Annotated in this window: 28 protein-coding genes, 1 tRNA gene and 1 pseudogene; 23 read left to right on the forward strand and 7 right to left on the reverse strand. The window is 47.7% G+C overall.

Annotation, left to right across the window (positions count from 1 at the left end):
* Window positions 1-41 precede the first annotated feature (41 nt).
* From LZP96_RS07115 to LZP96_RS07185, 15 genes and pseudogenes are all read left to right on the forward strand, one after another.
* Window positions 42-126 (forward strand) — tRNA-Leu (locus LZP96_RS07115).
* Window positions 127-324: 198 nt separating this feature from the next.
* Window positions 325-1584 carry a tyrosine-type recombinase/integrase gene (locus LZP96_RS07120; protein ID WP_258925777.1) on the forward strand — a complete coding sequence of 420 codons (1260 nt, stop codon included), beginning with the start codon at window positions 325-327 and terminating at the stop codon, window positions 1582-1584.
* Between the two features lie 473 nt (window positions 1585-2057).
* The gene (locus LZP96_RS07125; RefSeq protein ID WP_258925778.1) at window positions 2058-2324 is read left to right on the forward strand and encodes a hypothetical protein; all 267 of its coding nucleotides are present in this window, start codon (window positions 2058-2060) and stop codon (window positions 2322-2324) included.
* Window positions 2325-2379: 55 nt separating this feature from the next.
* A complete protein-coding gene (locus tag LZP96_RS07130; RefSeq protein ID WP_258925780.1) occupies window positions 2380-2958 on the forward strand; it encodes a restriction endonuclease subunit S in 579 nt (192 codons plus the stop codon).
* Between the two features lie 6 nt (window positions 2959-2964).
* On the forward strand, window positions 2965-4488 hold the full coding sequence (locus LZP96_RS07135) for a type I restriction-modification system subunit M (RefSeq protein WP_258925781.1): 1524 nt from the start codon (window positions 2965-2967) through the stop codon (window positions 4486-4488).
* Window positions 4478-5635 carry a restriction endonuclease subunit S gene (locus LZP96_RS07140; protein WP_258925782.1) on the forward strand — a complete coding sequence of 386 codons (1158 nt, stop codon included), beginning with the start codon at window positions 4478-4480 and terminating at the stop codon, window positions 5633-5635. Before LZP96_RS07135 ends, LZP96_RS07140 begins: the two co-directional genes overlap by 11 nt.
* Window positions 5632-6678: a virulence RhuM family protein gene (locus tag LZP96_RS07145; RefSeq protein WP_258925784.1), complete on the forward strand. Its 1047-nt coding sequence runs from the start codon at window positions 5632-5634 to the stop codon at window positions 6676-6678. Before LZP96_RS07140 ends, LZP96_RS07145 begins: the two co-directional genes overlap by 4 nt.
* The gene (locus tag LZP96_RS07150) at window positions 6675-9953 is read left to right on the forward strand and encodes a type I restriction endonuclease subunit R (RefSeq protein ID WP_258925786.1); all 3279 of its coding nucleotides are present in this window, start codon (window positions 6675-6677) and stop codon (window positions 9951-9953) included. The genes LZP96_RS07145 and LZP96_RS07150 overlap by 4 nt, the downstream gene beginning before the upstream one ends.
* An 18-nt stretch (window positions 9954-9971) precedes the next feature.
* Window positions 9972-10691 carry a M48 family metallopeptidase gene (locus LZP96_RS07155; protein ID WP_096982822.1) on the forward strand — a complete coding sequence of 240 codons (720 nt, stop codon included), beginning with the start codon at window positions 9972-9974 and terminating at the stop codon, window positions 10689-10691.
* A gap of 57 nt (window positions 10692-10748) precedes the next feature.
* Window positions 10749-11378 carry a hypothetical protein gene (locus LZP96_RS07160; RefSeq protein ID WP_258925787.1) on the forward strand — a complete coding sequence of 210 codons (630 nt, stop codon included), beginning with the start codon at window positions 10749-10751 and terminating at the stop codon, window positions 11376-11378.
* Window positions 11379-11616: 238 nt separating this feature from the next.
* Window positions 11617-11844: a hypothetical protein gene (locus LZP96_RS07165; RefSeq protein WP_165459699.1), complete on the forward strand. Its 228-nt coding sequence runs from the start codon at window positions 11617-11619 to the stop codon at window positions 11842-11844.
* Between the two features lie 264 nt (window positions 11845-12108).
* Window positions 12109-12276 (forward strand): annotated as a pseudogene (locus LZP96_RS07170) (IS630 family transposase); the annotation flags it as partial.
* Between the two features lie 308 nt (window positions 12277-12584).
* The gene (locus tag LZP96_RS07175) at window positions 12585-13268 is read left to right on the forward strand and encodes a WYL domain-containing protein (RefSeq protein ID WP_110146077.1); all 684 of its coding nucleotides are present in this window, start codon (window positions 12585-12587) and stop codon (window positions 13266-13268) included.
* 38 nt (window positions 13269-13306) lie between these two features.
* A complete protein-coding gene (locus tag LZP96_RS07180; RefSeq protein ID WP_258925788.1) occupies window positions 13307-14311 on the forward strand; it encodes a GTPase family protein in 1005 nt (334 codons plus the stop codon).
* Between the two features lie 11 nt (window positions 14312-14322).
* Entirely contained in the window at window positions 14323-15108 is a 786-nt protein-coding gene (locus tag LZP96_RS07185; RefSeq protein WP_258925789.1) for a hypothetical protein, read from the forward strand.
* Window positions 15109-15326: 218 nt separating this feature from the next.
* Here the strand turns inward: LZP96_RS07185 and LZP96_RS07190 are convergent, their stop codons facing one another.
* Both LZP96_RS07190 and LZP96_RS07195 read right to left on the reverse strand, forming a co-directional pair.
* Complete coding sequence (locus LZP96_RS07190) at window positions 15327-15545, reverse strand: helix-turn-helix transcriptional regulator (protein ID WP_160623722.1); 219 nt, start codon at window positions 15543-15545, stop codon at window positions 15327-15329.
* Between the two features lie 91 nt (window positions 15546-15636).
* Window positions 15637-16284: an inovirus Gp2 family protein gene (locus LZP96_RS07195; RefSeq protein WP_160623352.1), complete on the reverse strand. Its 648-nt coding sequence runs from the start codon at window positions 16282-16284 to the stop codon at window positions 15637-15639.
* Window positions 16285-16828: 544 nt separating this feature from the next.
* On the opposite strand from LZP96_RS07195, the gene LZP96_RS07200 reads away from it, so the two are divergent.
* The 7 genes from LZP96_RS07200 to LZP96_RS07230 all read left to right on the forward strand — a co-directional run bounded on the left by LZP96_RS07200 (window position 16829) and on the right by LZP96_RS07230 (window position 22018).
* Window positions 16829-17785, forward strand: coding sequence for a hypothetical protein (locus tag LZP96_RS07200; RefSeq protein WP_258925791.1), 957 nt, complete (start codon window positions 16829-16831; stop codon window positions 17783-17785).
* Window positions 17786-17934: 149 nt separating this feature from the next.
* Entirely contained in the window at window positions 17935-18756 is an 822-nt protein-coding gene (locus tag LZP96_RS07205; protein ID WP_258925792.1) for a DUF932 domain-containing protein, read from the forward strand.
* Between the two features lie 70 nt (window positions 18757-18826).
* Window positions 18827-19297, forward strand: a complete 471-nt coding sequence (gene radC, locus LZP96_RS07210; protein WP_258925793.1) for a RadC family protein — start codon at window positions 18827-18829, stop codon at window positions 19295-19297.
* A 12-nt stretch (window positions 19298-19309) separates the two neighbouring features.
* Window positions 19310-19633, forward strand: a complete 324-nt coding sequence (locus LZP96_RS07215; protein ID WP_258925794.1) for a type IV toxin-antitoxin system YeeU family antitoxin — start codon at window positions 19310-19312, stop codon at window positions 19631-19633.
* A gap of 36 nt (window positions 19634-19669) precedes the next feature.
* On the forward strand, window positions 19670-19990 hold the full coding sequence (locus LZP96_RS07220; RefSeq protein ID WP_258925795.1) for a TA system toxin CbtA family protein: 321 nt from the start codon (window positions 19670-19672) through the stop codon (window positions 19988-19990).
* A gap of 113 nt (window positions 19991-20103) precedes the next feature.
* Complete coding sequence (locus LZP96_RS07225) at window positions 20104-20934, forward strand: DUF4942 domain-containing protein (protein ID WP_258925796.1); 831 nt, start codon at window positions 20104-20106, stop codon at window positions 20932-20934.
* Window positions 20935-21028: 94 nt separating this feature from the next.
* Entirely contained in the window at window positions 21029-22018 is a 990-nt protein-coding gene (locus LZP96_RS07230; protein ID WP_492011848.1) for a restriction endonuclease, read from the forward strand.
* A gap of 180 nt (window positions 22019-22198) precedes the next feature.
* Here LZP96_RS07230 and LZP96_RS07235 read toward each other — a convergent pair whose 3' ends face one another.
* Window positions 22199-23074: a phosphorothioated DNA-binding restriction endonuclease gene (locus LZP96_RS07235; RefSeq protein ID WP_064324663.1), complete on the reverse strand. Its 876-nt coding sequence runs from the start codon at window positions 23072-23074 to the stop codon at window positions 22199-22201.
* Window positions 23075-23374: 300 nt separating this feature from the next.
* On the opposite strand from LZP96_RS07235, the gene LZP96_RS07240 reads away from it, so the two are divergent.
* The gene (locus LZP96_RS07240) at window positions 23375-23848 is read left to right on the forward strand and encodes a SymE family type I addiction module toxin (protein ID WP_082904907.1); all 474 of its coding nucleotides are present in this window, start codon (window positions 23375-23377) and stop codon (window positions 23846-23848) included.
* Between the two features lie 81 nt (window positions 23849-23929).
* Here the strand turns inward: LZP96_RS07240 and LZP96_RS07245 are convergent, their stop codons facing one another.
* The 4 genes from LZP96_RS07245 to LZP96_RS07260 all read right to left on the reverse strand — a co-directional run bounded on the left by LZP96_RS07245 (window position 23930) and on the right by LZP96_RS07260 (window position 26799).
* Entirely contained in the window at window positions 23930-24301 is a 372-nt protein-coding gene (locus tag LZP96_RS07245) for a hypothetical protein (protein WP_064324664.1), read from the reverse strand.
* Between the two features lie 114 nt (window positions 24302-24415).
* A complete protein-coding gene (locus LZP96_RS07250; RefSeq protein ID WP_064324665.1) occupies window positions 24416-24664 on the reverse strand; it encodes a bacteriocin immunity protein in 249 nt (82 codons plus the stop codon).
* A complete protein-coding gene (locus tag LZP96_RS07255) occupies window positions 24661-26313 on the reverse strand; it encodes a pyocin-S2/colicin E7-DNase domain-containing protein (protein ID WP_064324666.1) in 1653 nt (550 codons plus the stop codon). Before LZP96_RS07255 ends, LZP96_RS07250 begins: the two co-directional genes overlap by 4 nt.
* A 3-nt stretch (window positions 26314-26316) precedes the next feature.
* The gene (locus LZP96_RS07260; protein WP_064324667.1) at window positions 26317-26799 is read right to left on the reverse strand and encodes a hypothetical protein; all 483 of its coding nucleotides are present in this window, start codon (window positions 26797-26799) and stop codon (window positions 26317-26319) included.
* Window positions 26800-26809: the final 10 nt, after the last annotated feature.

Raw genomic sequence — 26809 nt, forward strand, 5'->3', positions numbered from 1 at the left:
ACAGGTATAATCCACAACGTTTCCGCATCATCCCCTTCAGTGCCGAAGTGGCGAAATCGGTAGACGCAGTTGATTCAAAATCAACCGTAGAAATACGTGCCGGTTCGAGTCCGGCCTTCGGCACCATCGGAACATGAATAGACGTCAACGGACGTCTTTTTTTGTGCCTGAAATCCAGTATCCGCAAGGCTTTCCTCGCTTTTTCACTCAACCTAAGTCAACCTGATTCAATCTACATCAACTTACTGATGCGGGTACAACTGCGGGTATATCCCGGTTCGATAATGTTTGTACCCACACAGAACCCTTGAAAGGATACTCATCATGGCTCTGAGTGATGTGAAGGTTCGTACGGCCAAGCCTGAAGAAAAAGCCTATAAGCTTACCGATGGTGACGGCATGGTTTTGCTGGTTCATCCTAACGGCTCAAAATACTGGCGGCTACGCTATCGCTTTGGCGGTAAAGAGAAGATGCTGGCGTTGGGGAAATACCCTGAAGTGTCATTGGCTGATGCCCGGGCACGGCGTGATGAAGCCCGTAAGCATCTAGCTAACGGTGTAGATCCTAGTGAGAACAAGAAAGCCGTTCAGGTAGAGCAGGAGCAAGAGGCGATAACATTTGAAGTGGTTGCCAGAGACTGGCACGCCAGCAATCAGAAGTGGTCTGCATCACATAGCGCTCGTGTATTGAAAAGCCTCGAAGATAATCTCTTTGCTGCCATCGGTAAGCGGAACATTGCTGAATTGAAGACACGGGATCTGCTTGTACCCATCAAAGCCGTCGAGTCATCCGGACGCCTTGAAGTCGCCGCCCGTTTACAACAGCGTACTACCGCGATTATGCGCTTTGCCGTTCAGAGCGGATTAATCGACTACAACCCCGCTCAAGAAATTGCCGGTGCGGTTGCTACGGCGAAAAGACAGCATCGTGCCGCTCTGGAACTCAATCGCATACCTGAATTACTTCACCGCATCGATCACTACTCTGGCAGACCGTTAACCCGACTGGCTGTTGAACTCACTTTGTTGGTCTTCATCCGTTCAAGTGAGCTGCGTTTTGCCCGTTGGTCAGAAGTAGACTTTGAAACGGCCATGTGGACGATTCCAGGCGAGCGCGAACCACTGGAAGGAGTCAAGCATTCTCAGCGTGGTTCGAAGATGCGGACACCTCATCTTGTGCCTTTGTCGCGGCAAGCTTTAGCCATTTTGGAGAAGATCAAAAGCATGAGTGGGAATCGAGAGCTGATTTTTGTGGGTGATCACGATCCACGTAAGCCTATGAGTGAGAACACGGTGAACAAGGCGCTGAGAGTGATGGGTTATGACACGAAAACGGAAGTGTGTGGGCATGGTTTCAGGACGATGGCGTGTAGTTCTCTGATTGAGTCAGGATTGTGGTCGAGGGATGCAGTGGAGCGGCAGATGAGTCACCAGGAACGTAACTCTGTGCGGGCGGCTTACATCCATAAGGCGGAGCATCTGGGAGAGAGGAGACTGATGTTGCAGTGGTGGGCTGATTATCTGGATATTAATCGAGAAAAATCAATTAGCCCGTTTGACTTTGCTAAGTTGAGGACTAAGTAAATTTAGCAAACGAGAACGATTTGGTATCCACCAAACGGAAAGCCATTTGTGGCATGTATAAATATGCGGCCTATCTGGAGGGAAGACGGGAGATGATGCACGTGTATGGGATAATCTTGCGTTAATGTTGAATGATTTACACAGCTCATTTAACAAAAATGCATAAAAGTGCGCAAGTTATAAAAATATTTGCGCATGTTTCATTCATGCTCGATTATTTTTTATTGATTTAAAATCAATCGCTTGTGTCGTAAGAAGTTTGTTTTTTTGCACCTAATTTACGAACATGCATCTCTGTAGGTCCGCTACTGCATTATTTTTTAGTTTACATTCTGATCTTTTTGCTCAATCATAGCTTCACCAAATCACTTTTAACTCTGTACATAAGCTACAGATTAGAGTGGTGAGGTGCGACAGACTGCAATCTGTCGCGTTGACTCAAACCCAAACGTCTAAATTAGGAGATCAAATCTATGTCAGCTTATCAAATTTCTTACGATCTGCGAAAGCAGAAAGATTATGCCTCGCTCATTGAACGCATCAAGTCTTATGGGACCTGGTGTCATCCTCTGGAATCAACCTGGATTATTGTCACCGAGCAAACGGCAACTCAAGTTCGCGATTATCTCAAAACCGCTATGGATAACGATGATGGTTTACTCGTCACTGGTTTGCGGGGAGACGGTGCATGGTATGGGCTTTCCGACAAGATATCTCAATGGCTTAAAAACAACTTATAATCGCCACGCTTAAGAATAGATGCGCCAGGGATGGTGCAATAAATCAGGGGCCCGTATGCCAACATCTTTAAAAAAGTTAGGTCAAATTGCAGGCATCCGTTCAGGCCACACTCTAAGGGGAGCAATCACGCCTGACCCTGAAGGGGATGTGCGTCTGTTACAGATTAAAGACCTTGATCAGGACTGGCAGTTCAATCATAACGCACTACCTACTGTCTTATGGGAACAACGCATCGCTCCCCCATTTCTTGAACAGGGGGAGATTATTGTTGCGGCCAGGGGGAATCGTAATCTGGCAGTTGTCTATCGTGGCGAGGTTCCTGTGGTTGCTACCAGCCAGTTCCTGATTGTTAGCCTCAGAAGACAAGAGCGTGAGATTGTCCCCGAATACCTTTGCTGGCTGTTAAACCATCCGATGATTCAGCAATGGTTTCATCGGAGTGGCACCAATATTCAGTTAATAACGAAATCAGCGCTGCTGGATGTCGCTATCCCTGTTCCGCCTCTTGAAACCCAATTACAGCTTATCGATCTCCAGCGTGTATGGCAGAAAGAAGATGAACTTATCAATAAGTTACAGAAAAATCGCCATCAGCTTGAACTTGGTATTTTACAAAAATTACTTAAGGATTAATTTGTTATGAGCAATATGATCGATCAGGACCGTATCAATCGCGTGCTATGGGGCGTATGTGACACTTTCCGTGGCACCATCAGCCCTGATACCTACAAAGATTTTATTCTTACTATGCTGTTTCTGAAGTACATCTCGGATGTTTGGCAGGATCACTATGATGGCTACAAAGCCCAGTATGGCGATGAACCAGAGCTAATTGAAGAGATGATGAAGAATGAACGCTTTGTTCTACCTAAAGATGCTAGCTTTTATGCTCTCTATAAGCGTCGAAGTGAGGCGGGTAACGGTGAACGTATCGATGTAGCTCTGCACGCAATTGAAGAAGCTAACGGCACCAAGCTGAAAGATGGTAGCAAGAGCGTGTTCCAAGAAATTTCATTTAATACCAATAAACTTGGCGATGAGAAACAAAAGAATCTGATTTTAAAGCAACTGCTTGAAGATTTTACTCATCCAGAGCTGAACTTGAAACCAAGCCGTGTTGGTGGCCTGGATGTCATTGGTAATGCTTACGAATATTTGATTGGCAAGTTTGCTGCTAATAGCGGTCAGAAAGCCGGCGAGTACTATACACCACCTGAGGTGTCTGACCTGCTGGCTGCGTTGCTTGATCCGCAACCTGGTGAATCTATTTGTGACCCAACCTGTGGCTCCGCTTCTCTTTTGATGAAATGTGGTAAGTGGGTGGCTCAACAGCACCATAGCAAGAACTATGAGCTTTACGGGCAGGAAGCGATTGGTTCAACCTGGTCTCTGGCTAAAATGAACATGTTTCTGCACGGCGAGGATAACCATAAAATCGAGTGGGGTGATACGATCCGCAATCCCAAGCTACTCGATAAAAATGCCAATCTGATGCTGTTTGATGTGGTCACAGCTAACCCACCTTTCTCATTGGAGAAATGGGGGATTGATGATGTGGCTGACGATCATTACGGTCGATTCCGCCGTGGGCTTCCGCCTAAAACCAAGGGTGACTTTGCGTTTATCCTTCATATGATCGAAACCATGAAGCCGAAAACCGGACGTATGGGCGTCGTGGTTCCTCATGGTGTGCTGTTCCGTGGTTCTAGCGAAGGGAAAATCCGCCAGAAGTTAATTGATGAAAATCTTCTTGATGCGGTGATTGGTTTGCCAGAAAAGCTGTTTTTTGGTACAGGCATACCTGCAGCAATCCTGATCTTTAAAAAGAGTAAAGTTGACGATAACGTGTTATTCATCGATGCCAGCCGTGATTTTAAGTCGGGAAAAAATCAAAACCAGCTTAGTCCGGAAAATATTGACCAAATCGTTAAAACCTACTGCAATGGCGATAACGTAGAAAAATATGCTTATCTAGCCAGCCTGCAAGAGATCCGCGACAACGACTACAATCTGAATATCCCCCGCTATGTGGATACCTCTGAAGAAGAAGAAGAAATTGATCTAATGGCTACCCGTAATGAGCGCAAGCAACTACAGTCGCAATTAGCTGAACTGGAAGTGCAGATGGCGAAATATCTGGAGGAATTAGGTTATGGTGCCTGAAGGATGGACGAAAACCTTATTAGGAAATGTCATGCAGTTCAAAAATGGTTTGAACTTCACTAAAAATGATACAGGCGAGGCTATTAAAATTGTCGGCGTGGCTAATTTTAAAGACTTAAACGAACTACATTCTACGGAACACTTGGATGTCGTGAGAATAGCTAACAAAATTCGAGATGAAGAATTGCTGGCTAATGGCGATCTATTATTCGTGAGGTCAAATGGAAATAAGGAATTAATTGGTAGGTGTCTTTATTTTCCATGTATTTCCGAAAGATTGTCTTTTTCTGGGTTCACGATAAGAGGAAGAGCAAAACAGGAGCTAGTAATACCGGAGTACATTGCTGCGGTAGCTCGCTCTTCATTTATGAAACAGCAAATATCAAAAAATGGAGGGGGCACAAATATATCGAATCTTAGCCAGAAAATTCTTAATGATATAGTGATCCCTCTACCAAAAATAGATGAGCAAAAGAGAATTATTCAAGTCTTATCCGTCTGGGATAAGGCGATTGCAACTACTGAGAAACTGCTTTCCAATAGCCAGAAACAGAAAAAATCACTAATGCAGCAGTTGTTAACTGGTAAGAGGTATGTTCCAGAGTTTAGTAAGGGTTGGAAAGAGGTTTACTTAGGCGATATAGCAAAAATCACAACTGGTAGTTCTAACCGGCAAGATTCTCAGTTGAGTGGGAAATATACATTTTTCGATCGCTCAGAAGATATACGCTCTAGTGACAGATATTTGTTCGATGGTGAAGCTATCATCGTTCCTGGTGAAGGTCAGGATTTCATCCCAAAATATTTCTTTGGTAAATTTGATCTTCACCAACGAACATACGCAATTATGGATTTTCCAACCTGTGATGGAAAATATCTTTTCTATGCTATTCACTACTTCAGGGCACACTTTTTGTCACAAGCGGTAGGGTCTACGGTAAAATCTCTACGTTTACCTATGTTTCAAAAGATGAAGTTGCATTTGCCAACATTAGCTGAACAAAAAAAAATCGCTTTAATTCTTTCTAATGCGGACCAAGAAATTGAATTACAACAGCAAAAACTCAACCATCTAAAACAAGAAAAAAAAGCCCTGATGCAGCAACTGCTTACCGGTAAACGCCGGGTAAAGGTGGAGACCGCATGATTGATAAACACTTACCTCAACCTCCAGCAGGTGAATTCCTGCTGTTTCAAAGCGAGGATGGTCGCGCACGCGTTGAGTGTCGCTTTCAGTCAGATACGCTTTGGCTTACTCAAGCAACCATGGCTGAGCTATATGGTAAGGATGTTCGTACCATCAACGAGCATCTGATCAACATCTTTTCGGAAGGCGAACTTGGTCAAAATTCAACTATCCGGAAATTCCGGATAGTTCGCCAGGAAGGTAAACGTCAGGTTTCCAGAGAGATAGAACACTATAACCTAGAAGCTATATTAGCCGTAGGCTATCGTGTTCGCTCAGTTCGGGGGACTCAGTTCCGCCAGTGGGCCACGCAAACCCTACAGGAATATCTGATTAAAGGGTTTGTGATGGATGACGAGCGGCTGAAGAATCCGCCCGTTGGCTCTTCTGTGGTGCCTGACTACTTTGACGAGATGCTGGAACGTATCCGAGATATTCGTGCCAGCGAGCGGCGCGTCTATCTGCGTGTGCGGGAGATTTTCGCGCTGGCTACTGATTATCAGCCGACGCTGAAAGAGACCACCCTCTTCTTTCAAACCATCCAGAACAAACTGCACTTTGCCTGCACTGGGCGTACAGCCGCTGAGCTAATCCACCAGCGGGCAGATGCCAGCCTGCCTCATATGGGGCTCACCAGCTATAAAGGCAATGACGTGCGAAAAGGCGATGTCACGGTTGCTAAGAATTACCTGACCCAAAAAGAGGTCAGTGAGCTGAACCGTGTAGTGAATATGTGGCTGGACTATGCCGAAGATCAGGCGCTGCGCCGTCAGCAGGTTTTTTTGCAGGACTGGCAGGAGAAGCTGGATCAATTCCTGCAGTTCAACGACCGCAATGTGCTACAGGGCGCTGGGGCTATCAGTAAGAGAATGGCAGATGAAAAAGCTCAGGGTGAATATGCAAGATTTGCAGAGCAGCGGCGTTTGTTAAAAGAGGCTGAGGGTGAAAAGGATATTACCGAGCTACTGCACTGGAAAGCCGATAAAGATAAGGGAACATCATGAGCATGCAGATCGCGCCAAAATTCCAGGAAGAGTACAGCGCCAAACTCCCGGCACTGGCTCTCTTGAGCAATTTAGGCTGGACATATATTTCACCTCAGCAAGCCATGTCTGCGCGAGCAGGCAAGGCAGATCAGGTGGTCTTAAACCAGATTTTGCGTGAACAGTTAGCCAAGAGAACGTTTATCTTTGCCGGTAAAGAGCATGTCATTTCCGACAAAGCGATTGATAGCCTAATTGCCGAAGTTAACAGTCCCGCATTAAATCAGGGTCTGATTACTGCCAATGAGCACTTGTACAACCACCTTTTGTACGGCATCTCAGTGACGGAGTTTATCGATGGCAAACGGGCGAACCCAACTATCTCGTTGATCGACTGGAACAACCCGAAGAACAACAGCTTTGTTTTCACCGAAGAGTTCAGCGTGACACGCGCTAACGGCATTGAGGTGCGCAGGCCAGATATTGTCTGCTTTGTGAATGGTATTCCATTGGTAGTCATTGAGGCTAAGCGTCCGGACGGCAATGCTAAAAAAGGACCGACTATTGATGAGGGGATCTCACAAAGCCTGCGAAACCAGCGTCATGATGAAATTCCGCGACTGTTTGCCTATAGCCAGGTCTTACTCTCGATAAACGGTCATGATGGGCGTTACGGGACTTGCGGAACACCAGCCAAGTTTTGGGCGACATGGCGGGAAGAAGATATCTCCGATCTGGAGATGCTTACCATAAAAAACCGCAAACTTAACGCGCAGCAGATGGATTCAATCTTCAGTCACCGCCCGGTTGCATGCCTGGAATGGTATCAGAACCTGATCGCAGTGGGCGAGCTAGCTTTAACGGGTCAGGATCAGTTGCTTATAAGCCTTCTGTTACCCGAGCGCATGCTGGATATGGCTCGCCTCTTCACATTGTTTGATAAGAGAGCCGGTAAGGTCATTGCCCGATATCAACAGGTGTTCAGTATCAAACGACTGCTACAGCGTATCGAAACGAAGAACCCTGATGGTAGCCGCAACGGTGGGGTTATCTGGCATACCACGGGTTCAGGTAAGTCGCTGACGATGGTTTTCCTCAGCAAGGCGCTGATTCTGAGTGAAACTCTCAAGCAGTGCCGCATCATCGTCGTAACCGATCGCGTCGATTTGGAAAACCAGCTCAGTCGCACCTTTATCTCAACCGGGGAGCTGGCCGGTAAAAGGGATAAAGCCGATGCCATTGCCACCTCTGGCAGACGTTTAGCCGAACAGATTGGCAAGGGTACTGAGCGCATTCTCTTCTCGTTGATTCAGAAATTTAACACTGCCACCCGCCTGCCCGAGTGCGTGAATACCAGCCCCGATATCATTGTGTTGATCGATGAAGGCCACCGTAGTCATGGCGGTGAGAGTCATCAACGCATGAAGCTGGCTCTACCCAACGCGGCCTTTGTTGCTTTCACCGGTACGCCGTTGCTGAAAGATGATAAGACCACTAATAAATTTGGTCCCATCGTTCATGCTTACACCATGCAGCGTGCGGTAGAGGACAAGACCGTCACTCCGCTTCTCTACGAAGAGAGGCCGCCCGAGCTGAATGTTAATGAACGAGCTATAGATAGTTGGTTTGACCGTATCACCGAGGGGTTAACGGATAAACAAAAAGCCGACTTGAAGCGTAAGTTTGCTAATAAAGGGCAGGTGTATAACGCTGACGATCGCATCCACCTTATTGCACTGGATATCGCCAACCATTTTGTCAAAAACATCGACGATGGCTTGAAGGGGCAGCTCGCCTGTGACAGTAAAGCTGCAGCGATAAAATACAAAAAGTATCTTGATGAAGCCGGACTGTTTGAGTCTGCAGTGGTCATTAGTTCTCCTGACACGCGTGAAGGGAATACCGAGGTGGATGAATCTGGTATCCCTGATGTGACCAAATGGTGGAAAGATAATGTCGGCTCTCAGGATGAGCAGGTTTACACGCGCAATGTCATTGAGCGTTTTGATAAAGATGATTCGCTGAAGCTACTTATTGTGGTCGATAAGTTACTTACCGGATTTGATGAACCCAAAAACGCCGTGCTTTACATCGATAAGCCTCTTAAGGGGCATAACCTGATTCAGGCCATAGCCCGTGTTAACCGCCTTCATCCTAAGAAAAAATTTGGTCTGTTAATCGATTATCGGGGCATCCTCAAAGAGTTGGATACCACCATTGAGGATTACCAAAAGTTGGCATCACGCACGCAGGGCGGGTTTGATATTGACGATCTGGTGGGGCTGTACGGCCAGATGAGTACGGAGTACAAGCGCCTTCCCCAGCTGTATAAAAATCTGTGGGCGATTTTCGCAGGTGTAAAAAACAAAAACGATATTGAGCAGCTCCGTCAGGTGCTGGTGCCGCGCACGGAAGAAAAGCATGGCGAAATGGTTGATGTGCATCTTAAAGTCCGTGAGGACTTTTATGAGGCACTCACGCAGTTTGCCAGCTGCCTGAAAGTGGCGTTGCAGTCAGCTACCTTCTTTGAGGATAAGAGTTTCAGCGAAGATGATCGCCAGCACTACAAAGAGACGCTGAGGCAATTTACCAGCTTGCGCCAGCTGGTGAAGCAGGATGCTGGTGAGACAGTAGATTATGATCAGTACACTGAACAGGTTAAAAAGCTGCTGGATAAACACGTTGTTGGCGTAGAAGTCCGCGAGCCTGATGGAGTGTATGAAGTCAGCAAAATGGGACAACGGCCCGAAGAGTGGAGCGAGGATAAAACTCGCAACGAAACGGATATTATCAAAACCCGCGTAACCCGCATGATTGAGCAGGATTTACGTGATGATCCTTATGCTCAGGAAGCCTTCTCGAAGTTACTGCGTCTGGCTATTGAAGAGGCGGAAAAACTGTTTGATCACCCTCTCAAGCAGTACATGCTATTTCGTGAGTTTGAGGAGCAAGTACAGGAACGGCGGCTGAACGAAATACCCGACGTATTTGCTGGTAATCACCATGCACAGGCTTACTTCGGCGTGTACAAAAAAGTACTGCCGGAGGTTTTTGCCATTACCGATTCTCAGGTTATCGATAAGTGGGTGAAGCTTGCTTTTGAAGTAGATCAGGCTGTTGATATCTCAGTGGTTGAGAACTCGATCAATCCGCAAAATATCGAGGCTGATATTCGCAAGAAGCTTCTACCGATGATGTTTAAAGAATGTAAGGCAGTAGGTGGCGGAATGGATCAGGCGAAAAAGATTGTGGAAATGATCGTCCAGATTACCCGCGTAGGGCTGAGCGGAGTCTAAATTGTGTGTGAAAGAGCAATGAGCTTCATTTACGGTGATGAACGCATTACTTTCGAGTGTAAACCCCGACCGTTGGTGAATGGGCGCATTCTGATAAAAGTTCACCCTGACTGTCGGGTTGTAGTATCCGCGCCGCAGGATACCGATGACCAACAGGTTCTGAATGCCGTTGAAAAGCGTGGGCGCTGGATCTATCAGCAGCTACGGGACTTCCGTAAGCAGCTGGAATATATAACTCCACGACAGTATATCAGCGGTGAGAGTCACTATTACCTGGGCAAACAGTACATGCTTAAGGTGATAGTGGCTCCCTCTGAGGCACAGGGCGTAAAAATGTTGCGTGGCAAGCTGGAAGTCACCTTACGCCATAAGAGCGCTGAAAAGGTTCTACAGTTGCTGACTGACTGGTATAAGGCTCGAGCCCGCGAAGTCTTCGCCAAGAGGCTGAACGCTATGCTGGAGCAAGCGTTATGGGTCAGTGACTCACCGCCATTGCGCATTCTTACCATGCAGACTCAGTGGGGAAGTTGTTCCCCCAATGGAAGGGTGACCCTGAATCCCAATCTGGTAAAGGCCCCGCGTGAGTGTATCGATTACGTTATCTTGCATGAACTCTGCCATCTGGCCGAGCATAACCATAGCGAACGCTTCTACCGGCTCATGGGGCAGGTAATGCCTGACTGGGAGAAGACCAAGAAGCGTTTGGATGGGATGGCTGGGATGATAATGACAAGCTAAACATAATGGCGTGCGATGCTTCAATCCTGCAGCATCCATCGCTTGAGGGAGGAGAATATGGAAAAAATCATATGTGCTCTGTGTAATACCGCAGTCGAAGTGACGGTGCTGTCCAGTCATTTGCTAACCAATCATGGCTGGAAGATGGCACCTCATCTTGCTAAGCCGGTAGCTGAGGCACCGCTTATTGCCCGTCAAACCTGCAAATGTCCAGTATGTAACGTCTCTTTCAAGGACGCAAAAAGATTAGAAAAGCATATAAATAAAGCCCATTCAGAAAGACCAAGCTCTTCTCCCATCAGTAGTAATCCTTCAAAGAAAAACAGTGTAACGACGATTTCCTATCAATGGGCGATAACTCAACCGCTAGATAAAAAATACTCCGCTGTAGTAGAGAAATTTGTTACTGAAAAAACGTTATCTGAAATTGAAAAAGAAATAGTGACCATCGTGAATGGCTATGATGCGGCGGATACTTCCAGACAGAGTTTGATGTCAGGGCGGCTCATTCTGCTTGCCCATGCCAAGAAAAGACTTGCTGCAAAAAGCAAATCTAGCAAAAACAAAAAAGTAACGGCAAAGGGTAAAAAAACCAAAGGTGCCAAGTCACGAGACATTATGGACCAATACATTGGCGGACGTAGGATTGTTGTCTCCGGCGGTTTACCTTCTCTGGGAAAAAGATAATGTACCGCTGTGCACTATGTTCAAAAAGCGAAGCAGGCCAAAAACACTGTGTTTTGATGTGTTAGCTCAGACCTGATCTGATACCGTCACGATACAGGGCTAAACCTAATCTGACCGAGCTGCTCGCTTTCATGATGTGTGAATTTTATCTTAAGTTTAGAGAGTTCTGTCACATATCCTTTTCATTTAAATGGTTATTGTTGAGCTGCAATAAGCATTTATTTAACAAGGATATTAAATGGAAAAGTATCAAAATCGCGGTGGCGATTCAGGTGTTGTAGGGTTTGAGATAGGGGATGACTCAATCACTGTACAATTTCGTGATAACTCTCTGTACCTATACAACTCCATCCGCCCAGGCCAGGTTACGGTTGACCATATGAAAATGCTTGCCAGGGCTGGTCAGGGGCTTAACAGTTATATCAGCCGCACTGTGCGCAAGAATTTTTATCAAAAACTACGATAATTTCTCCCCATCGTCTGTCCAGAGTCATACTGCTCTGGACAGTTCAATTTTTTCGTCTAGCTAGGTTCCTTGCCTCACGTCCTTCTAAGCACCTTCGCGATTGGTGAGATTGAGCAATATGACAAATATAAAACTGCATATAATACAACCATCATAAATGCTAAATAGCTGCGCCTAATAGTAGATCCCTTAAAGGGAACTCAGCCCGGATTGTGCGATCTGATCAATCGCCAAATCAAAACAAATCTCCAACCGGACTGAACGATGCCGATCATAACATCTATTCCCCGTGGCGAAAGACGCCTGATGCAGAAAGCAATCCATAATACGCGTGATAAAAATCATGCCCGCAGACTCACCGCTATGCTGATGCTTCATCGGAATGCACAGGTTAGCGATGTCGTCAGAATGCTTTGCTGCGCCCGTTCCTCTACCGCAACGTAATCACTGCATGGATGTATATTGGTTTAGAACTATTTTCAGAACTAAATCATTTTTGTGAGCAGCAAATATTCTCTTTTTGACAATGCGGAATGCGACAGGATGTGTCGTTTTTTTGATGATGCCTTCGCATTATAATCAACTAATTAACTTGAATTTCATTGCGTTAGATAGCCGCAGTTATCCCCATCATTTTTTCAATCTACCTCCCTTTGGTGCGACACAACGTGTCGTACCAGTACGTCATAATCTCCCATATCAATATCTGGTTATTTTGGGAGTTCAGGACTGTTCTCACCATGAAAACACAACATGATCATTATGACCGCCTGTCCGTCAGGTTATCGGTCATTATCAGCCGATTGTTGGCTGGTCAATCCTTAGAGTTGAAAGTGCTGGCAAATGAGTTTGGTGTTTCAGAGCGCACTCTACAGCGGGATTTTCAGCAGCGTCTAATCCATCTGGATCTTGAACATTCCAGTGGCTGCTATCGACTTATGCGGCGAACGGGTCGAGAGCATTTACCCAATACCTTTGCGTTTATCCTCAACTCTGGCATTTCGGGGATCATTCCGGCTCAGAACCGCAGACTAATCCGGCTGATTACCAGCAGCTCTGGTGGCTCTCCATGTCTAATCGGGCATGGAGGGCTGCCATCGCCAATCACGCAGACCACCTGTTTTCTGGAGCTGGCTGAAGCTATCCGTGACTACCGGGCCGTCACGCTATTAGTCAATGGTAAGAGCTACGAAGGAGTGGCTCCTCGCCGCCTGATCTTCCAGTCCAGAAACTGGTTTCTTGTGGCTACTCGAGCGAGAAAGCTACAGGTGTTTCGCATGGAAGACGTTAACGCTGTGACTGTTCTTGACACCTCTTTTCGCAGAAAGCCTGAACTTGACGCACTCACCGCCAGTGAGGAATTTATTTCGGCTCTACCTCACTTTCGTTTCATCAGCGATGTTATTCACACCTTCAGAGAGTAACTGGCAACGTTCATTTCAACATAAGCAAGGAGACCTTTATGGATGACCCAGTAAAGGGCGAAGGCCGGATGATTACTGATACTAATGGCATCACCAGAAGAGAAGGGGGAATTTCAGGAATATGGGGCAATATGTTTAATGATAGCAACGGAGTAAAAGCCGACAGCCCGCCGCTCATACCTGACATCAGGGATATTCTCGATGTTTTCCCTCAGTCGCTGCGGGAAAACCTGGTTAACAAAATCAGTGAAGCTATCGACTATGAACCCGTTATTGGGGTTATGGGAAAGACCGGCGCAGGTAAATCAAGCGTGTGTAATGCGCTATTCCAGGGCGAAGTGTGTGCGATCAGTGACGTTGAAGCCTGTACGCGTGAGGCCCAGGAACTGCGCATACGGTTTGGTAAACGTTCGCTGAAGATAATTGATATCCCTGGCGTCGGTGAGAATGCCCGGCGGGATAAAGAGTATGAAGATTTATACCGCACTTTGCTTCCCTCTCTGGATCTCATCCTCTGGGTGATAAAAGGCGACGATCGGGCCTTTTCTGCGGATGAGCATTTCTACAATAATGTCCTGCTCCCTGCAGGTGGGGGTGAGCGCGTTTTGTTCGTCCTCAACCAGGTGGATAAAATCGAGCCCTTCCGTGAGTGGGATACACACCTGCATCAGCCGTCCCTGGCACAGCGCATCAACATCGAAAAGAAAGAAGCCTACATTACTGAACGATTTGGCTTTACGCACTATCCGGTCATCCCCATTTCCGCCGATGAGGGCTACAACATCCTTCGTCTGGTCGAAACGATGATCCGTGCGTTGCCCGATCGAGCTAAAAGCAGCACCGCCTCGCAGTTTAAGGAAGAGTACAAAACCGATGACGTAAAGACGGAAGCGAAAGGCGGCTTTGCCAGCGTGATCTCCGGGATACTTGACGACGTTATTGATTCTGTTCCGTTACCAAAGCCCGTCAAAGAGCTTGCCCGTAAGGGGAAAGATAAGGTTATCGAGTGGGCGGGTAACGTCTGGGACCATTTTTTTGGATAAGGAAGCATTTAATGAAACCACTAATTGTTCCTGCATTGTTTATATCGTTATTTGCTGCCCAGTATGCTCATGCAGACGGAGGCTACGACTTGCAATGCATGCTTGAAAACGGCGAGCAAATGACGCTCAGTCATGCCAATCATACTGTTTATATCAGTTTTGAAAAGCCCGGTAGTGATTCCGAAGAAGGAGGTTCAGTCATTAAACTGGACATTCCTTCCGGTGAGGCGAAGCAAACTGTCATCGCTAAATCAGAGGCGGGAACCGCTTCTTTCACGCTGCGCGGAGAAAGTGACGATATCGAAGGCGCTGTTGCTGTCAATTATTCGGAATATGATGGTACAGGGGATGCTTATTACACGGCCATGAATTCACTCGGGCAGGAAACCAGCACCGTATCCTGCAAACCGGATACGATTAACGTTCCCAGAAGTCTCCTCCAGAACGGTATTAATGGCGTGGGTAGCCAGCAGGCGAATAAACCTTCACCTTCTCAACAACAGCAGGCACAGCAACCTACGACACCTCCGTTTAAAGTACAGTTCGGCAGCGCAGTCAGCAATGAAGGCTGGAATACCAGATATGGCGTTATTCAGCTCACTATCACTGATGACAACGTGTTACTGAAATCCATTCGGGTTAACCGGGGGAACTGTAAAATGGAGAGCGTCGGTAACAGAACCCTGCCAGCCAAATATCAATTCGGTGATGTGGCCACGTTCAAATATATGAAATGTGACCGCATTATCGAAGCCAGTATTGCGACCGATTCCGGTAGTTGGACCTTCAATAATTAAATTTAACTATGGTGAGTCCGGGGAGTAAGTGTCAGTCAATTATCCGACACTTCCCCCTTTTAATTATGTTTAACCCCGCTGGGATGTCATTCATTTCATCCCTACAGCGTCCCTTAACAAATAACGCGCAGCAACAGCCCTGCCAGACGTTTACTGACATAGCGCTTGTGTCGGGTTGCTGTTTACGGATAAGGCGTGTGGAAGTGGCCTCAAGGGCATTATTTGCGGGATTCTTCTATGCGTTCCATCAGCCAGCGCCTGACATCACTTTCCCGCCAACGGGAACTGCGGCCAAACTTGATGGGTCTCGGGAACAGACCGTCCTTAATCAGCTTGTAGAACCACTTATCGGTTAGACCCGTGAAGGTGGTGATGAAGACCATGTCCACCAGCTTATCGTTCATCAGGTCGGTATCGGGAGTCGGGAGATTGTTCATGACGATTGTCCTTCTGTCTTTGAGTGGGTAAAAGACAGGAGCAGAACTAACCTGTTGATTTAAGGTCATGTTGCGTGCTCCGTCATTACAATCACTTCTCCGGTAATAAATTACTTTTTGCTTTAGCCTTAAACTGACTGCAGCCAAAGTTACGCTCTCCGTCCTCATTTTCTTTGGAACGTTTTTTGGCGAGATAGCAGATCCTCGTCAGGTAATTCTTATAATCCGGTGTATCAGTTCCTTCTCTGCGGTTTAACTCAAACACCCCCGCCAGCCAAAAACGAACGTTCTCCTTTGTTCCGTTTCTTAGCTTCAAAGCGTGGAACCATGCTTTGACAGACATCATCAGCAAAAAACCTCTTGCCTTCCCATCAAGATCCATTTTTAACATCATGCCTGTGAACACTTCACGGTTAACCAGCAGCACCAAGTGATAATGCTTATTGCCATTAAGCTCACCGAACTCTCTGGCCCATGCGTAATACACCGGGCAAGGGTATATGCGTTTACCTTCTTTGCTGCGTTTTTTCAGATAAGCGGCAATCTGCGCTTTCAGTGAGGCAATAAAACGGGTTATCACCGCAGATTCGTGGCCCTCATGTTGGTTATGCTGCGGCAGGTATAGATCCAGCCCGAAGGCTAATACACGGGCATGCTCATTCATCACGAAGGCTGTCAGCGCTTCCAGACGCTGCATATGGTAGGCATTCTTCTCGCGGTTACTTTCTTTGAGTATCATTTCCGGGCTCTCATGCTTTGGGTGATATATCCATGAGTGCCTCAGTAACTTTTAATGCAGGTACAGGACGAGCAAAGAAAACACTGCCTCACACTACTACTGGCTTTAGCCTCTGATGGTAGCAAACTCCCTTTCTTGACGGTGCTATACCCCCTTCCCGATGATTCTCTGTATACCCTGTATCTGTAAGGTTCTGTTCATACTGTAGAGAGCAACTATAAACATATAATTGGTACCGGCAGTAAAGAATCACTGATATCGCCACCTGTCACCCCGTATACCCCTGCGATATCGGGTTTCTGGCTGTTATTACTTCCCTTCATTCGGTCTAAAACCACTCTTAAGTTATCCCGGCACGCTGACTATGGGGCTATTTCTTGCTCTGGTTTGCGGATGAACATTTTACTGTCACTCATGTCACCATGCCGGGTATTGCCAAAAGCGGTTGTTTTTGCATGGAATACTCCCTTGATTTAAAGCAGTTTTTAAAAAGGTGCAGCACTGTTAAAATCTAAAAAGTGCTGCACCTTATAAGGAATGTGTGATGGTAAGTAAAAAAAGGATAACGGTTAACCTTTCCTATCCTGAACTTCATCAGATTATAGTGGGTCTGGCGAAGAGAACGGGTAGTAGTAGTTCAGCTGTGATTCAGGACATGATTTTGGATGCCTTGAAGTACAGGATGGAAAACGATTCACTTTTACCATCAGGTAAACTGGTGGCGAATAAAAATCTGGTGCCGGAAAAGGTTTTCAATGCAGGTTTTGAAATCAATAATTTGACTATTGATGGAATAGTCAGGGGAGCAACCGATGCGTTTCATCGTTTGTTTCAAAGAGATAGTTTTATTGAAACGCTTCCTTACATAATGTTTAGTGACGTGCCAAAGCCTGCGGAAGCGATAAACAAGAGGGATATACTCAGAAGAGTAATTGCATACCTACAGACAAAACTTCATGTCCCTAATAATAGTGAATTCAAACCGGCATTATTTTTATTTTTCATCGGAAAGGTAACAGTAAAATATAGACAGCACACCGCTGATGGCCTCGAAGTGAAAATTGATTATTCATGCAAGGTGATTCCGGTACATACTAAAAGATCAAACGACGATGAAGCGCTTTTGTTCGATCTGAACAACATTAAGTACAGAACATTTCATGACATGGCCAAAAATGGATGGAACAGAAAAAAACATTCACACCAGTTGTATATTAATGGGCTGGAGGGCATGCGTGGGGGCGGTTTTTTTGTCGGGGTTTTGTATGAGCCGCAATCACCAGATGAACTGGCTACCCCATCAGAGGGAGACTTTATTAGCAGCTCAGGTCTCAGATATCGATTTTTTAGTCACCCATCAACGGTTAAAATCATAAAGGATCATTTTCCGAAATCAGTCACTATTGACCCGAATGGAACCACTTACACAGTAAAAGAAAAAACTATACAAGATTTGGACACGCTCAACCGGGCTATCAGGGAGCAGAATGCTGGCTGGTAATATTTAAATTACAGTCGTTTTTATCTCTGTACTATCCGTGTGATCTCACCCGAATTTAACACAATCTTTTTTCACCGTTCACTTTCAGAAAAGACCATGCCTCACTCTGAGGCATGGTCTTTTTTTCATATCTCAATAAGGAACTAATAATGACACTTTTAGCCAGCCGCTTCCGCGCAGTCAATCTTGTTCGACGCGACCGCCCGCTAACCCGCGATGAACTGGCGCATTATGTGCCGAGTGTATTCAGCGAAGAAAAGCATGAATCCCGTAGCGATCGGTACACATATATTCCGACCATTACCCTGCTTGATAACCTGCAACGTGAAGGTTTTCAGCCATTCTTTGCGTGCCAGACTAGAGTCCGAGACCAGAGCAAACGCGAACATACTAAGCACATGCTACGTCTGCGTCGCGAAGGCCAGATCACTGGCAAGCAGGTGCCTGAAATCATACTGCTTAATAGCCACGACGGCTCCAGCTCATATCAGATGCTGCCGGGGTTATTCAGATCGGTTTGCCAGAATGGACTAATTTGTGGTGAGAGTTTTGGTGAGGTGCGGGTGCCGCATAAAGGCAATGTTGTGGAAAAAGTCATTGAAGGGGCTTACGAAGTGCTGGGGATATTTGACCGAGTAGAAGAGAAGCGCGATGCCATGCAGTCGCTTTTGTTACCACCAACAGCACAGCAGGCGATGGCGAAAGCGGCATTAATTTATCGTTTTGGTGAAGAGCATCAGCCGGTGACGGAATCGCAGATCCTATCCCCGCGCCGCTGGCAGGATGAAAGTAACGACCTGTGGACCACTTATCAGCGCATTCAGGAAAACCTGATTAAAGGCGGTCTGTCTGGACGAACCACCAAAGGTAAACACGCCCATACACGCGCTGTAAAAAGTATCGACGGTGATGTGAGGCTTAACCGTGCTCTGTGGGTGATGGCTGAGAATATGCTGCAGCTTGCCTCATGAACCTTTTTATTATCCCTTCCCTCAGGCCTTGCCAATAAACCGGCGAGGCTTTTTGTTTTAAGGAACAAATATGTCTGTATTTAATTTATCCCCGGTATTTCCTGCAAACGAGCAACGCGTCATTCGTCGGGCATTACGTCTGCTGGAGAAATACCAGCGTCAACCGAGTGAGCCATTTACCTCCACCAGCTTTACTAAAACCTGGCTGCAATTACAGATGGCTCATCAGGAACGTGAAGTTTTTATCGTGATGTATCTCGACAATCAACACTGCCTGCTGGGATGCGAAACACTGTTTATCGGCACACTCAGCCATACCGAAGTGCATCCCCGCGAAGTGGTTAAATTGGCCCTAAAACACAATGCCGCTGCGGTAATTCTGGCGCATAACCATCCGTCAGGTACGATAGAAATCAGTCAGCAGGATAAACACATCACTCAGCGGATAGTGAAAGCGTTAGCACTGGTAGAAGTGCGAGTGCTGGATCATTTGGTTGTTGGGAATGAAGTGGTTTCTTTCGCTGAGCAGGGTTTGCTTTAAACGGAGGTTTTCATGCCATTCACACCACCCTATGAATGGGGGCTACAAAGCGATATCACCCCACGATTTGGCGCTAGATTAGTCCAGGAAAGCAACCGTCTGCACTATCTGGCTGACAGGGCTGAATTGACGGGGGAATTTACCCCGAAGCAACTGCAGAAACTGGATCAAGCTTTCCCGCTGTTTATCAGTCAATTGGAAGCAATGCTGCGTTCTGGTGAGCTAAATCCACAGCAGCAACATCAGGTGACCATTCAACTTGCGAGTCTAACCTGTATAGCTGATACCCGAGGTAGCTGCGGCTACGTTTACATTTCTATTTATCCAACCCCATAACACCTTCTCTCTTCTCCTTTTCTCAGGACTCAACCCATGCACATTTCATCTGTACTGGCCACGGTGCCGGTTTCGTCACGCCTGTCGCCCGTACAGGTGTGGAAGCAACTGTTAACGTATCTGCTGGATCACCATTACGGCCTGACACTTAACGACACGCCATTCCATGACGACGCGGCCATTGAGGAGCATATCGACGCGGGAATAACGCTTGCGGATGCGGTTAATTTCCTCGTGGAACGTCATGAACTGGTACGTATCGACCATAAAGGATTTACATGGTATGAGCAGACATCATTCTTGACCGCTACCGATATTCTCAGAGCCAGGCGAGCTACCGGATTAATAAATACCTGAATTCTTCGAGCCTCATTCCTGATTTTTACCTCTGAACTTCCCACCTTTTGTATTCATCGCATAATGCGCCTGCCACTCCCGACAGGCGTGTTTGCTTTAATGGACGATTAACGATGCAAACAGAACCCGATGTATTAACGGAGCACAATGAACTCATCCTTTCGACTAGTATCGAGCGCGTTGTCACAGGCCGAGATACCGCCCTGAAACAGATCGAACAGCTCATTCAGCAGCTTGATGCCATTTCAGGGTTAACCTCAGAAATTGGCGGTGGTACAGCGCAAGACTGGGCGATGAAGCCAGGGCACCGCTACGATAGTTGGCTGACTGAGAAGGCTGATAAAGCGATGCCTGCCGTCACCCGCAATATCGACAGTAGTATCTGGCGCGATTTGATGCTGAAGTCCGGCATGATGGCCTTAATGGATGCGCAGGCTCGCGACCAGTGGCATAAGAACCTGGAGGAGGGCGATCTTCCTGCTATCAGTGAGGCGAACATTCTCAGTACTTTTGAACAGTTACATCTGAACAAAATGGAAGTCTTTGAGCGCGGGATCATTAACGTCTTCAAAGGCCTGTCGTGGGATTATAAAACCAATAGTCCCTGCAGCTTTGGTAAGAAGATCATCATCAATAATCTGGTGAGCCACAATCGCTGGGGATTTAGTCTGAACTGGGGTTGGCGGAGGGATCAGTTGGCTGACTTGGAGCGAATGCTGTTTTTACTGAGTGGTAAATCAATACCTGACAACCGTAGCGATATAACTACTCGGTTGATGGCGCATATTCGAGATAACCCGGATAAGGATGTTTATGAAGATGAGTTCTTCCGTATTCGCTACTTTCAGAAGGGCACTGCGCACTTGACTTTCAAGCGCCTGGATTTGGTCGAGAGGATGAATGATATTATCGCTAAACACTACCCAGGAATGTTAGCGAAGTAGTTTTGGAGAGTTTTGACGCCTACGGCGAACAAGCTTATGATCCAGCTTAATTTCTTTTCCTAATGAAGGGACGGGTATGGGCAACAGAATGTGGATGATCCGCGGTGACGGCGGCAAGCTCTATGACGATTTTCGCGATAAGCAAATTGTAGGTATCGGTTGGTCTCAGCTGGCTCCATTAGTCAAACCCGGCCTATCCCGAGCCCAGTTACTCGCCTTATACCAGGAGGCAGACCCTTTAACAAAGCTGGGAACTGCGCGTTCTGGTGCATCGCAGGTCTGGCGTTTTGTGAACGAAATCCAAAAGAGTGATTGGGTTATTACCTATTCTCCAGCCAACCGTACTTATCTGCTAGGCAAAGTTACATCAGACTTCCAATATCATCCTGAATGGGTGGAAGAGGGGATGGGGATCGCTCGGCAGGTTAAATGGAATACTCAAGAAATCGATCGCGATCGATTGTCTGTTGCTACCAAAAACACATTGGGTTCTACGCTGACGGTTTTCCAGCTTCCAGAATATGCGCTAGAAGAGCTTTTGCAGGATAAGAAACCCACTGCAGATGTGATTACTCAGAATCCAATTGTGATAGATGAAGATGAGGTCGTTTCTGATCCGCTTCGCGATATGGAAATGCTGGCATTTGAGGGTATCAAAGATCGCATCAACTCTCTTGATTGGGATGAGATGCAAAATCTGGTTGCCGGAGTTTTACGCAGTATGGGCTATAAAACGCAGGTTTCACCTGCGGGTGCCGATCGGGGTAAAGACATCATTGCTTCACCTGATGGATTCGGTTTTGAAAATCCACGAATTATCGTTGAGGTAAAACATCGCAGGGAGCAAATGGGGAGTCAGCAGATTCGCAGCTTTATCGGCGGTCGCCATAAAGACGATCGCGGGCTTTATGTCAGTACGGGGGGCTTTACGAAAGATGCTCGCTATGAAGCCGACCGTTCGACGATACCTCTGACGCTCTGGACGCTTGATGATCTCGTTCGTGCACTCATTGAGAACTACGAGCAGGTTGATATCGAAACCAAACTTTTGGTGCCTCTGAAGAAAACTTTCCTGCCTGCCTGAATCTTGCTTCGACAGCCATATCGGTGTTTTACTGGTATGGCTTTACACCCACTAATGTTGTCTGTTTTTTATACGGATTTTAACTTGTGGGTACAAGTGCGGGTATAACTAATTATTCCTGTTTCTAAACAACATTGATATCAGTCTATTAGGTGTGAAATTCGAGTCCGGCCTTCGCACTCACCCCCTAAACACCTCCCTCCGATGCCATTCCACAAACCCTTCCCCTGGATAATTCCCTTTCACCATCGGCAGTGCTATCTGCTTCCCGGCGAAATCCCAAAACAGTCTTCCTACAATCCCATTCCCGTTGCCATTGACCGCGTCAGACACCAGAACCCGCAAACTGTCATCTAGCCCAATCGATCCCTTATCAAACGCTTTATGATGAATTGCACACAGCGCCAGCCCGTTCGGGATTTCACACGGCCCGCCAAACTGCTTCCACTTGATATGCGCGGCCTCAAGTGCAACGGAGGAGTTATCGTGGCGCATGTTGAATCCGCAGATTGCACATTCATAATTATAGGCGCGAAGCACCTGCTGGCGAAACAACGGATCGCGAACCTTACGAATCTGTTGAATATCAAAACCCATCTCATCTACGATCTCTTCCTGGATGCTCTCCGGGAAATGCGCTTCGAGGATTTTCTGTGCCAGTGAGCCGATCAGCTTTTTGTTTTTGTTGAGCAGCGCATAGTGTTCTTCATCAAAACCGCCAGCGACCTTATGTACAACAAGCTCTTTTACCGGTGGCTGTTTGCTGCCAGTGGTGGAACAGAGTTCACTGTTCTCAAGCTCCCAGAATCCATCCCCTTTGAGCCGCCAGAAGGGCATGTTCGGGTAATGTTCTTTCCTGTCTGGGCCAAAGCGTTCTAACAGGCTTAGCAGTTGAGCATGTACCTCGGTACCGTATTCAAACAGACGTGCATGCCCCTGCTGATAGTTCGCCAGCACGTACAGAAGCAATAAGGGTTTATGCGGCGCACGTTGTTCGCCCTTGCGCCAGATGGTGATGTTGGCAATTGCCTGTTCGAGTGTTTTGCTGGATGCCATCGCGTTACGGAAGAAGGTAAATAATTGCGATGATGCTCGCAAAACCCAGACCAATCAACCCACAACCAGCAAAAACATGAAGTTACCGCACACAACACTATTTCCTGAATCCGCCTCGCATTTCTCAAATTTACCCCACACCAAACCGCTGTATTTATACCCAGCCTGGTATAATACGCAGCAGAAATTACGCCGAACGGCAGAGTAAGTTTCACAGAATTTATTTACAACGAGACGCGATATGAAGGTGCTGCAACACCCCCATACCGCTAACCACAAGCAACTGAAAAGGAGTTGAAAATGGCTGCGACGAATTTTAAGCCAGAGTGTACGGTTTGCAAAACAGAATCAGACGCTTTCACCGGCATGATTGAAAACCGCGAGCTGGTACGCAAAAACAGTGCCCGCCGTCTTCACGGCAACCAGACCTGCGCGGCACCCGTGCATCCGCGGGCAGTAACGCCGGAGGAGAGCGCGGCCTGCTGTGAACTCTATGCCCGGATAGATAATAAATATCTTCCGCTGGCGGGAGACTGGCTAACACGAGCAGGGTTTATCAGCGGTATGCCGGTTAAAATCCGGGTGATGAAAGACTGTATTGTGATCACGCCGCAGCATACAAGAGAATTATGGGGATGCCTTGAAGGGATGAGTGTGGTGAATATCAATAAACAAAAAGTCGCTCAGTGGTTAAAAACATTTCCAGGGGCGTTGAATGATACGGGCGATATCCCGATTGTGAGGCGGGGAGTAGGGCAGGCGATGTCGGAGTAACGTCTGACTTCTCACCTCAGGTAATCTTTTAAACAATGAAACTGTACGGGCATGTCATCCCATGCCCGTTCTAAGCAAAAATTAACCGCGCTTCACTTGCTGTTTGACCGCCTTAACCAAAACATCGTGAAGTTCTCCGACAGTTAAATCGCGGATAACAGGTTCGGGTATGCCGCGCACCCAGCGCATAAAACGGCAGATGCCAAAAAAATCCAGGCCTTCGCCCGTAAACAGATACTCATTCTCCGCGAGAGAGAACGTTTTCATATAACCAACTTCTTCCGTGGCAAGCTGAACGCCAAACGCTTCTTCGCAGTCTTCCAGTAGGTCTTCGCCATCCATACCGCAAATATGCAAATCGGCCTCAATCCAGGTGTTGCTGTCAATAGGTTTACGATGTATCCCTGAGGACTCACGTACGACCTCAATAACTTGTGCGAGAGTAGGTTCCATTTACAAAAAATTCCGTATTCGTTAGTTTCAATTGACTATCCGGAAGTTAACAGTCACCCGCTATTCGATAAGGTGTCAAGTAGAGTACAGGCCCAGAAAGCATGATTATCTTTGCTATGGTTTGAAACCGGATTTACCATTTGCCCTACGCCACTCCTTTACTTCCTGGACGACACCTTCGGGACTGTCTTCTCTATCTTCTCGTGGATAGTAAATAAGATCGGAACCATCAGGATGTTCAGCCAATCGTTTGAATTCGAGGATGTTTTTTATATCTTCAGCTTCAGTGGTGGCAGTGACATCAAACAATTTTCTTACGAAATTTAGGAACTCGTTTTCTGTATAATCACTTATCGTTTTCAATTTATGCCCCCTCGATGAATTTCAATATGACGTTTAGGGGTCACTATCCCCATATTATCTATGTCGTATACTTCACCACCCTTAACTATAGGTTTTATGTGGTGAATCTCATATTTCACTTTACCGCCTACCTGCTCATTTTCTCGTGGTGAAGGTGCTTTCCCTGCCTTAATGTTACCAACATTCCCTCGGTTAAATTGTTCCAGAAGTCCCGGATCCCTCGATACCTCCATCCAAAACGCCTTACGAAACTGGTCAAAGTCTGTAAATGTCTGCCCACGTAACCGATCCGCTATCTGACTCGGAATGGGAGACCCATTACCCGCATTCGCATCAGATAACCAAACCCCGCTAACTTTTTGCCCCTTGCCTGTGACCTGTCCGGGATTGTGACGGATAAAGACATAAATTGGCGGCACCCCGCCCACCGGCAGAATCAGAATATAATCCGCAAACGTCTTCTCTTCCGGTGTCGGGCTGGTCGTTGCACCAATCCTCGTATCCTCCGGCAGCGGATCAACCACAACCGGGTTCGGTATCCGTACCGGGTTCTGATTGCCCGTATCCCACGGCTTATTCTCTCCGGTGCGGTCCGGTGTCCAGATGAGGGTGATGCCGGGGTCTTCTTCGGTAGTAAAGGTGTACGCCTGGCGTCTGCTATCCCACTCCATCCTGCGAACGCGCACGCTGTCCTTGCCCGGCGGCGTATGCCAGCCGCGCGGTGTCGGCTTACCGTTTGCATCGTACTCCCAGGTGAAGCGAACGCGGGTAGGGGCCTCCCGCATCTGTTCAGCGCGCATCCTGTCGATAAAATCCTGCTCGCCGTCGTTCAGCTTGCCGGGAAACATCCCTATCAGCAGCCCTGCGGCAGGTGCACCAGGGCCTCCGGTGGCTATCTCGCCAAGTGCCGCTCCTCGCACGGCCCATGTGCCGGGCGTGACTGTGCGACCGCCAACCAGTACGAGTTCGCTGGCATCGGCTATCGCGTTCCGCGCGGTCCAGGCCCTCTCTTCGGCCGCAGCGGCCGCCTGATAGTCCATCTCCTCATGATGCCCATTCCACCCCGGATAAAGCGCGCCGTGTTGCTTCGGCTTACGCTTCGCCGCCTGGGCGTGCTGGGGAGTGTCGTTGGGCATGGCCTGAGAAAATGCCATCTCGGCGAAGTTGGTGTGGGGCTCACTTCCGGTGCCCACATCGTTACAGCCTTCACCGCGCAGGCAGGATTTCGCAAAGACCCGGTTGCGATCGCGTTCTTCTGCTTGTCGCTGCGCTTCTGCCTCTTCCTCTTTTCGGCGTGCCGCGAACATGGCCTGATGCTTTTCGTGTGCGATCTGTTCAGGAGAGGGACCGGAGCCGAGCCATTCTCCCGATGGGGCGATCACACGGTTGGTTCCGTGCGGGCAGCCACAGATGACGACAGAACCATCGACGGCTGAGGCTTGCCCCGTCCAGTTAACGCGAGGTTCGCCGTCTGCAACAACGCCCTGCTTGCCGCAGTTAGGGCATGCCGTGGTTTTATCGCCAACGCGGATAACGCCGCGACCGTGCTCGGTGCAGTTGGGCAGGCTGCTACAGCATATTGCGCCGGTGGTCGTTCTGTCGCCGTGCAGCGCCTGACCGCGACCGTAGTTCGTGGAACGGTAGCCCATGGCCTATTCTCCGGGCCATGTTAAGAAATCCTCATGAGAGGGAATACCTTCGCGGGTGACCAGATAAATACTGCCGAGCGGTGTGCTGATAATCTCGTCATCGTTATCAAGCAGGCTGCCGACCAGCGCAACGCCCTGTCGTCTCCAGGAAAACGCTTCGCCAGCTGAGGTCATAATCGTGGCGAGCGTTCCATCCGGATAGGCCACACCGTCGCCTTCGACAATCAGGCTGGTGTAACTGCCATCGTTCATAAGCATTTTGCCTTCACGATCGACAGGAAGCACAACGCCGCCCAGTCGGGTCTGGCTGCCAGCCGTGGCGATCCGCCAGATGGCGGTGACGGGATGTTGTCGATGAAAGGCTTCCTGTTCGGCAATGATGGCGCGCGCGTCCTCGGGCATGGCGGCCAGTTCTTCGGCGGAAAAAGGCGAACGATCTATTTCCGCTTTTAACTCGGCGGTAAATTCATTTGTATAAAACTGCATGACAATTCCT

Origin of the sequence: Huaxiibacter chinensis, from assembly GCF_022171985.1 — a bacterium.
GTDB classification, from domain to species: Bacteria; Pseudomonadota; Gammaproteobacteria; order Enterobacterales; family Enterobacteriaceae; genus Enterobacter; species Enterobacter chinensis_A.

Excerpts from the sequence above, each read along its gene's own strand:
- LZP96_RS07185 (WP_258925789.1), top strand. The coding sequence starts at position 14,323 with ATGAAACCACTAATTGTTCCTGCATTGTTTATATCGTTATTTGCTGCC.
- radC (WP_258925793.1), top strand. The coding sequence starts at position 18,827 with ATGTCTGTATTTAATTTATCCCCGGTATTTCCTGCAAACGAGCAACGC.
- LZP96_RS07120 (WP_258925777.1), top strand. The coding sequence starts at position 325 with ATGGCTCTGAGTGATGTGAAGGTTCGTACGGCCAAGCCTGAAGAAAAA.
- LZP96_RS07145 (WP_258925784.1), top strand. The coding sequence starts at position 5,632 with ATGATTGATAAACACTTACCTCAACCTCCAGCAGGTGAATTCCTGCTG.
- LZP96_RS07225 (WP_258925796.1), top strand. The coding sequence starts at position 20,104 with ATGCAAACAGAACCCGATGTATTAACGGAGCACAATGAACTCATCCTT.
- LZP96_RS07160 (WP_258925787.1), top strand. The coding sequence starts at position 10,749 with ATGGAAAAAATCATATGTGCTCTGTGTAATACCGCAGTCGAAGTGACG.
- LZP96_RS07150 (WP_258925786.1), top strand. The coding sequence starts at position 6,675 with ATGAGCATGCAGATCGCGCCAAAATTCCAGGAAGAGTACAGCGCCAAA.
- LZP96_RS07195 (WP_160623352.1), bottom strand. The coding sequence starts at position 16,284 with ATGATACTCAAAGAAAGTAACCGCGAGAAGAATGCCTACCATATGCAG.
- LZP96_RS07125 (WP_258925778.1), top strand. The coding sequence starts at position 2,058 with ATGTCAGCTTATCAAATTTCTTACGATCTGCGAAAGCAGAAAGATTAT.
- LZP96_RS07260 (WP_064324667.1), bottom strand. The coding sequence starts at position 26,799 with ATGCAGTTTTATACAAATGAATTTACCGCCGAGTTAAAAGCGGAAATA.
- LZP96_RS07255 (WP_064324666.1), bottom strand. The coding sequence starts at position 26,313 with ATGGGCTACCGTTCCACGAACTACGGTCGCGGTCAGGCGCTGCACGGC.
- LZP96_RS07155 (WP_096982822.1), top strand. The coding sequence starts at position 9,972 with ATGAGCTTCATTTACGGTGATGAACGCATTACTTTCGAGTGTAAACCC.
- LZP96_RS07230 (WP_492011848.1), top strand. The coding sequence starts at position 21,029 with ATGATCCGCGGTGACGGCGGCAAGCTCTATGACGATTTTCGCGATAAG.
- LZP96_RS07175 (WP_110146077.1), top strand. The coding sequence starts at position 12,585 with ATGAAAACACAACATGATCATTATGACCGCCTGTCCGTCAGGTTATCG.
- LZP96_RS07180 (WP_258925788.1), top strand. The coding sequence starts at position 13,307 with ATGGATGACCCAGTAAAGGGCGAAGGCCGGATGATTACTGATACTAAT.
- LZP96_RS07245 (WP_064324664.1), bottom strand. The coding sequence starts at position 24,301 with ATGGAACCTACTCTCGCACAAGTTATTGAGGTCGTACGTGAGTCCTCA.
- LZP96_RS07200 (WP_258925791.1), top strand. The coding sequence starts at position 16,829 with ATGGTAAGTAAAAAAAGGATAACGGTTAACCTTTCCTATCCTGAACTT.
- LZP96_RS07235 (WP_064324663.1), bottom strand. The coding sequence starts at position 23,074 with ATGGCATCCAGCAAAACACTCGAACAGGCAATTGCCAACATCACCATC.
- LZP96_RS07220 (WP_258925795.1), top strand. The coding sequence starts at position 19,670 with ATGCACATTTCATCTGTACTGGCCACGGTGCCGGTTTCGTCACGCCTG.
- LZP96_RS07135 (WP_258925781.1), top strand. The coding sequence starts at position 2,965 with ATGAGCAATATGATCGATCAGGACCGTATCAATCGCGTGCTATGGGGC.
- LZP96_RS07240 (WP_082904907.1), top strand. The coding sequence starts at position 23,375 with ATGGCTGCGACGAATTTTAAGCCAGAGTGTACGGTTTGCAAAACAGAA.
- LZP96_RS07165 (WP_165459699.1), top strand. The coding sequence starts at position 11,617 with ATGGAAAAGTATCAAAATCGCGGTGGCGATTCAGGTGTTGTAGGGTTT.
- LZP96_RS07215 (WP_258925794.1), top strand. The coding sequence starts at position 19,310 with ATGCCATTCACACCACCCTATGAATGGGGGCTACAAAGCGATATCACC.
- LZP96_RS07140 (WP_258925782.1), top strand. The coding sequence starts at position 4,478 with ATGGTGCCTGAAGGATGGACGAAAACCTTATTAGGAAATGTCATGCAG.
- LZP96_RS07130 (WP_258925780.1), top strand. The coding sequence starts at position 2,380 with ATGCCAACATCTTTAAAAAAGTTAGGTCAAATTGCAGGCATCCGTTCA.
- LZP96_RS07190 (WP_160623722.1), bottom strand. The coding sequence starts at position 15,545 with ATGAACAATCTCCCGACTCCCGATACCGACCTGATGAACGATAAGCTG.
- LZP96_RS07205 (WP_258925792.1), top strand. The coding sequence starts at position 17,935 with ATGACACTTTTAGCCAGCCGCTTCCGCGCAGTCAATCTTGTTCGACGC.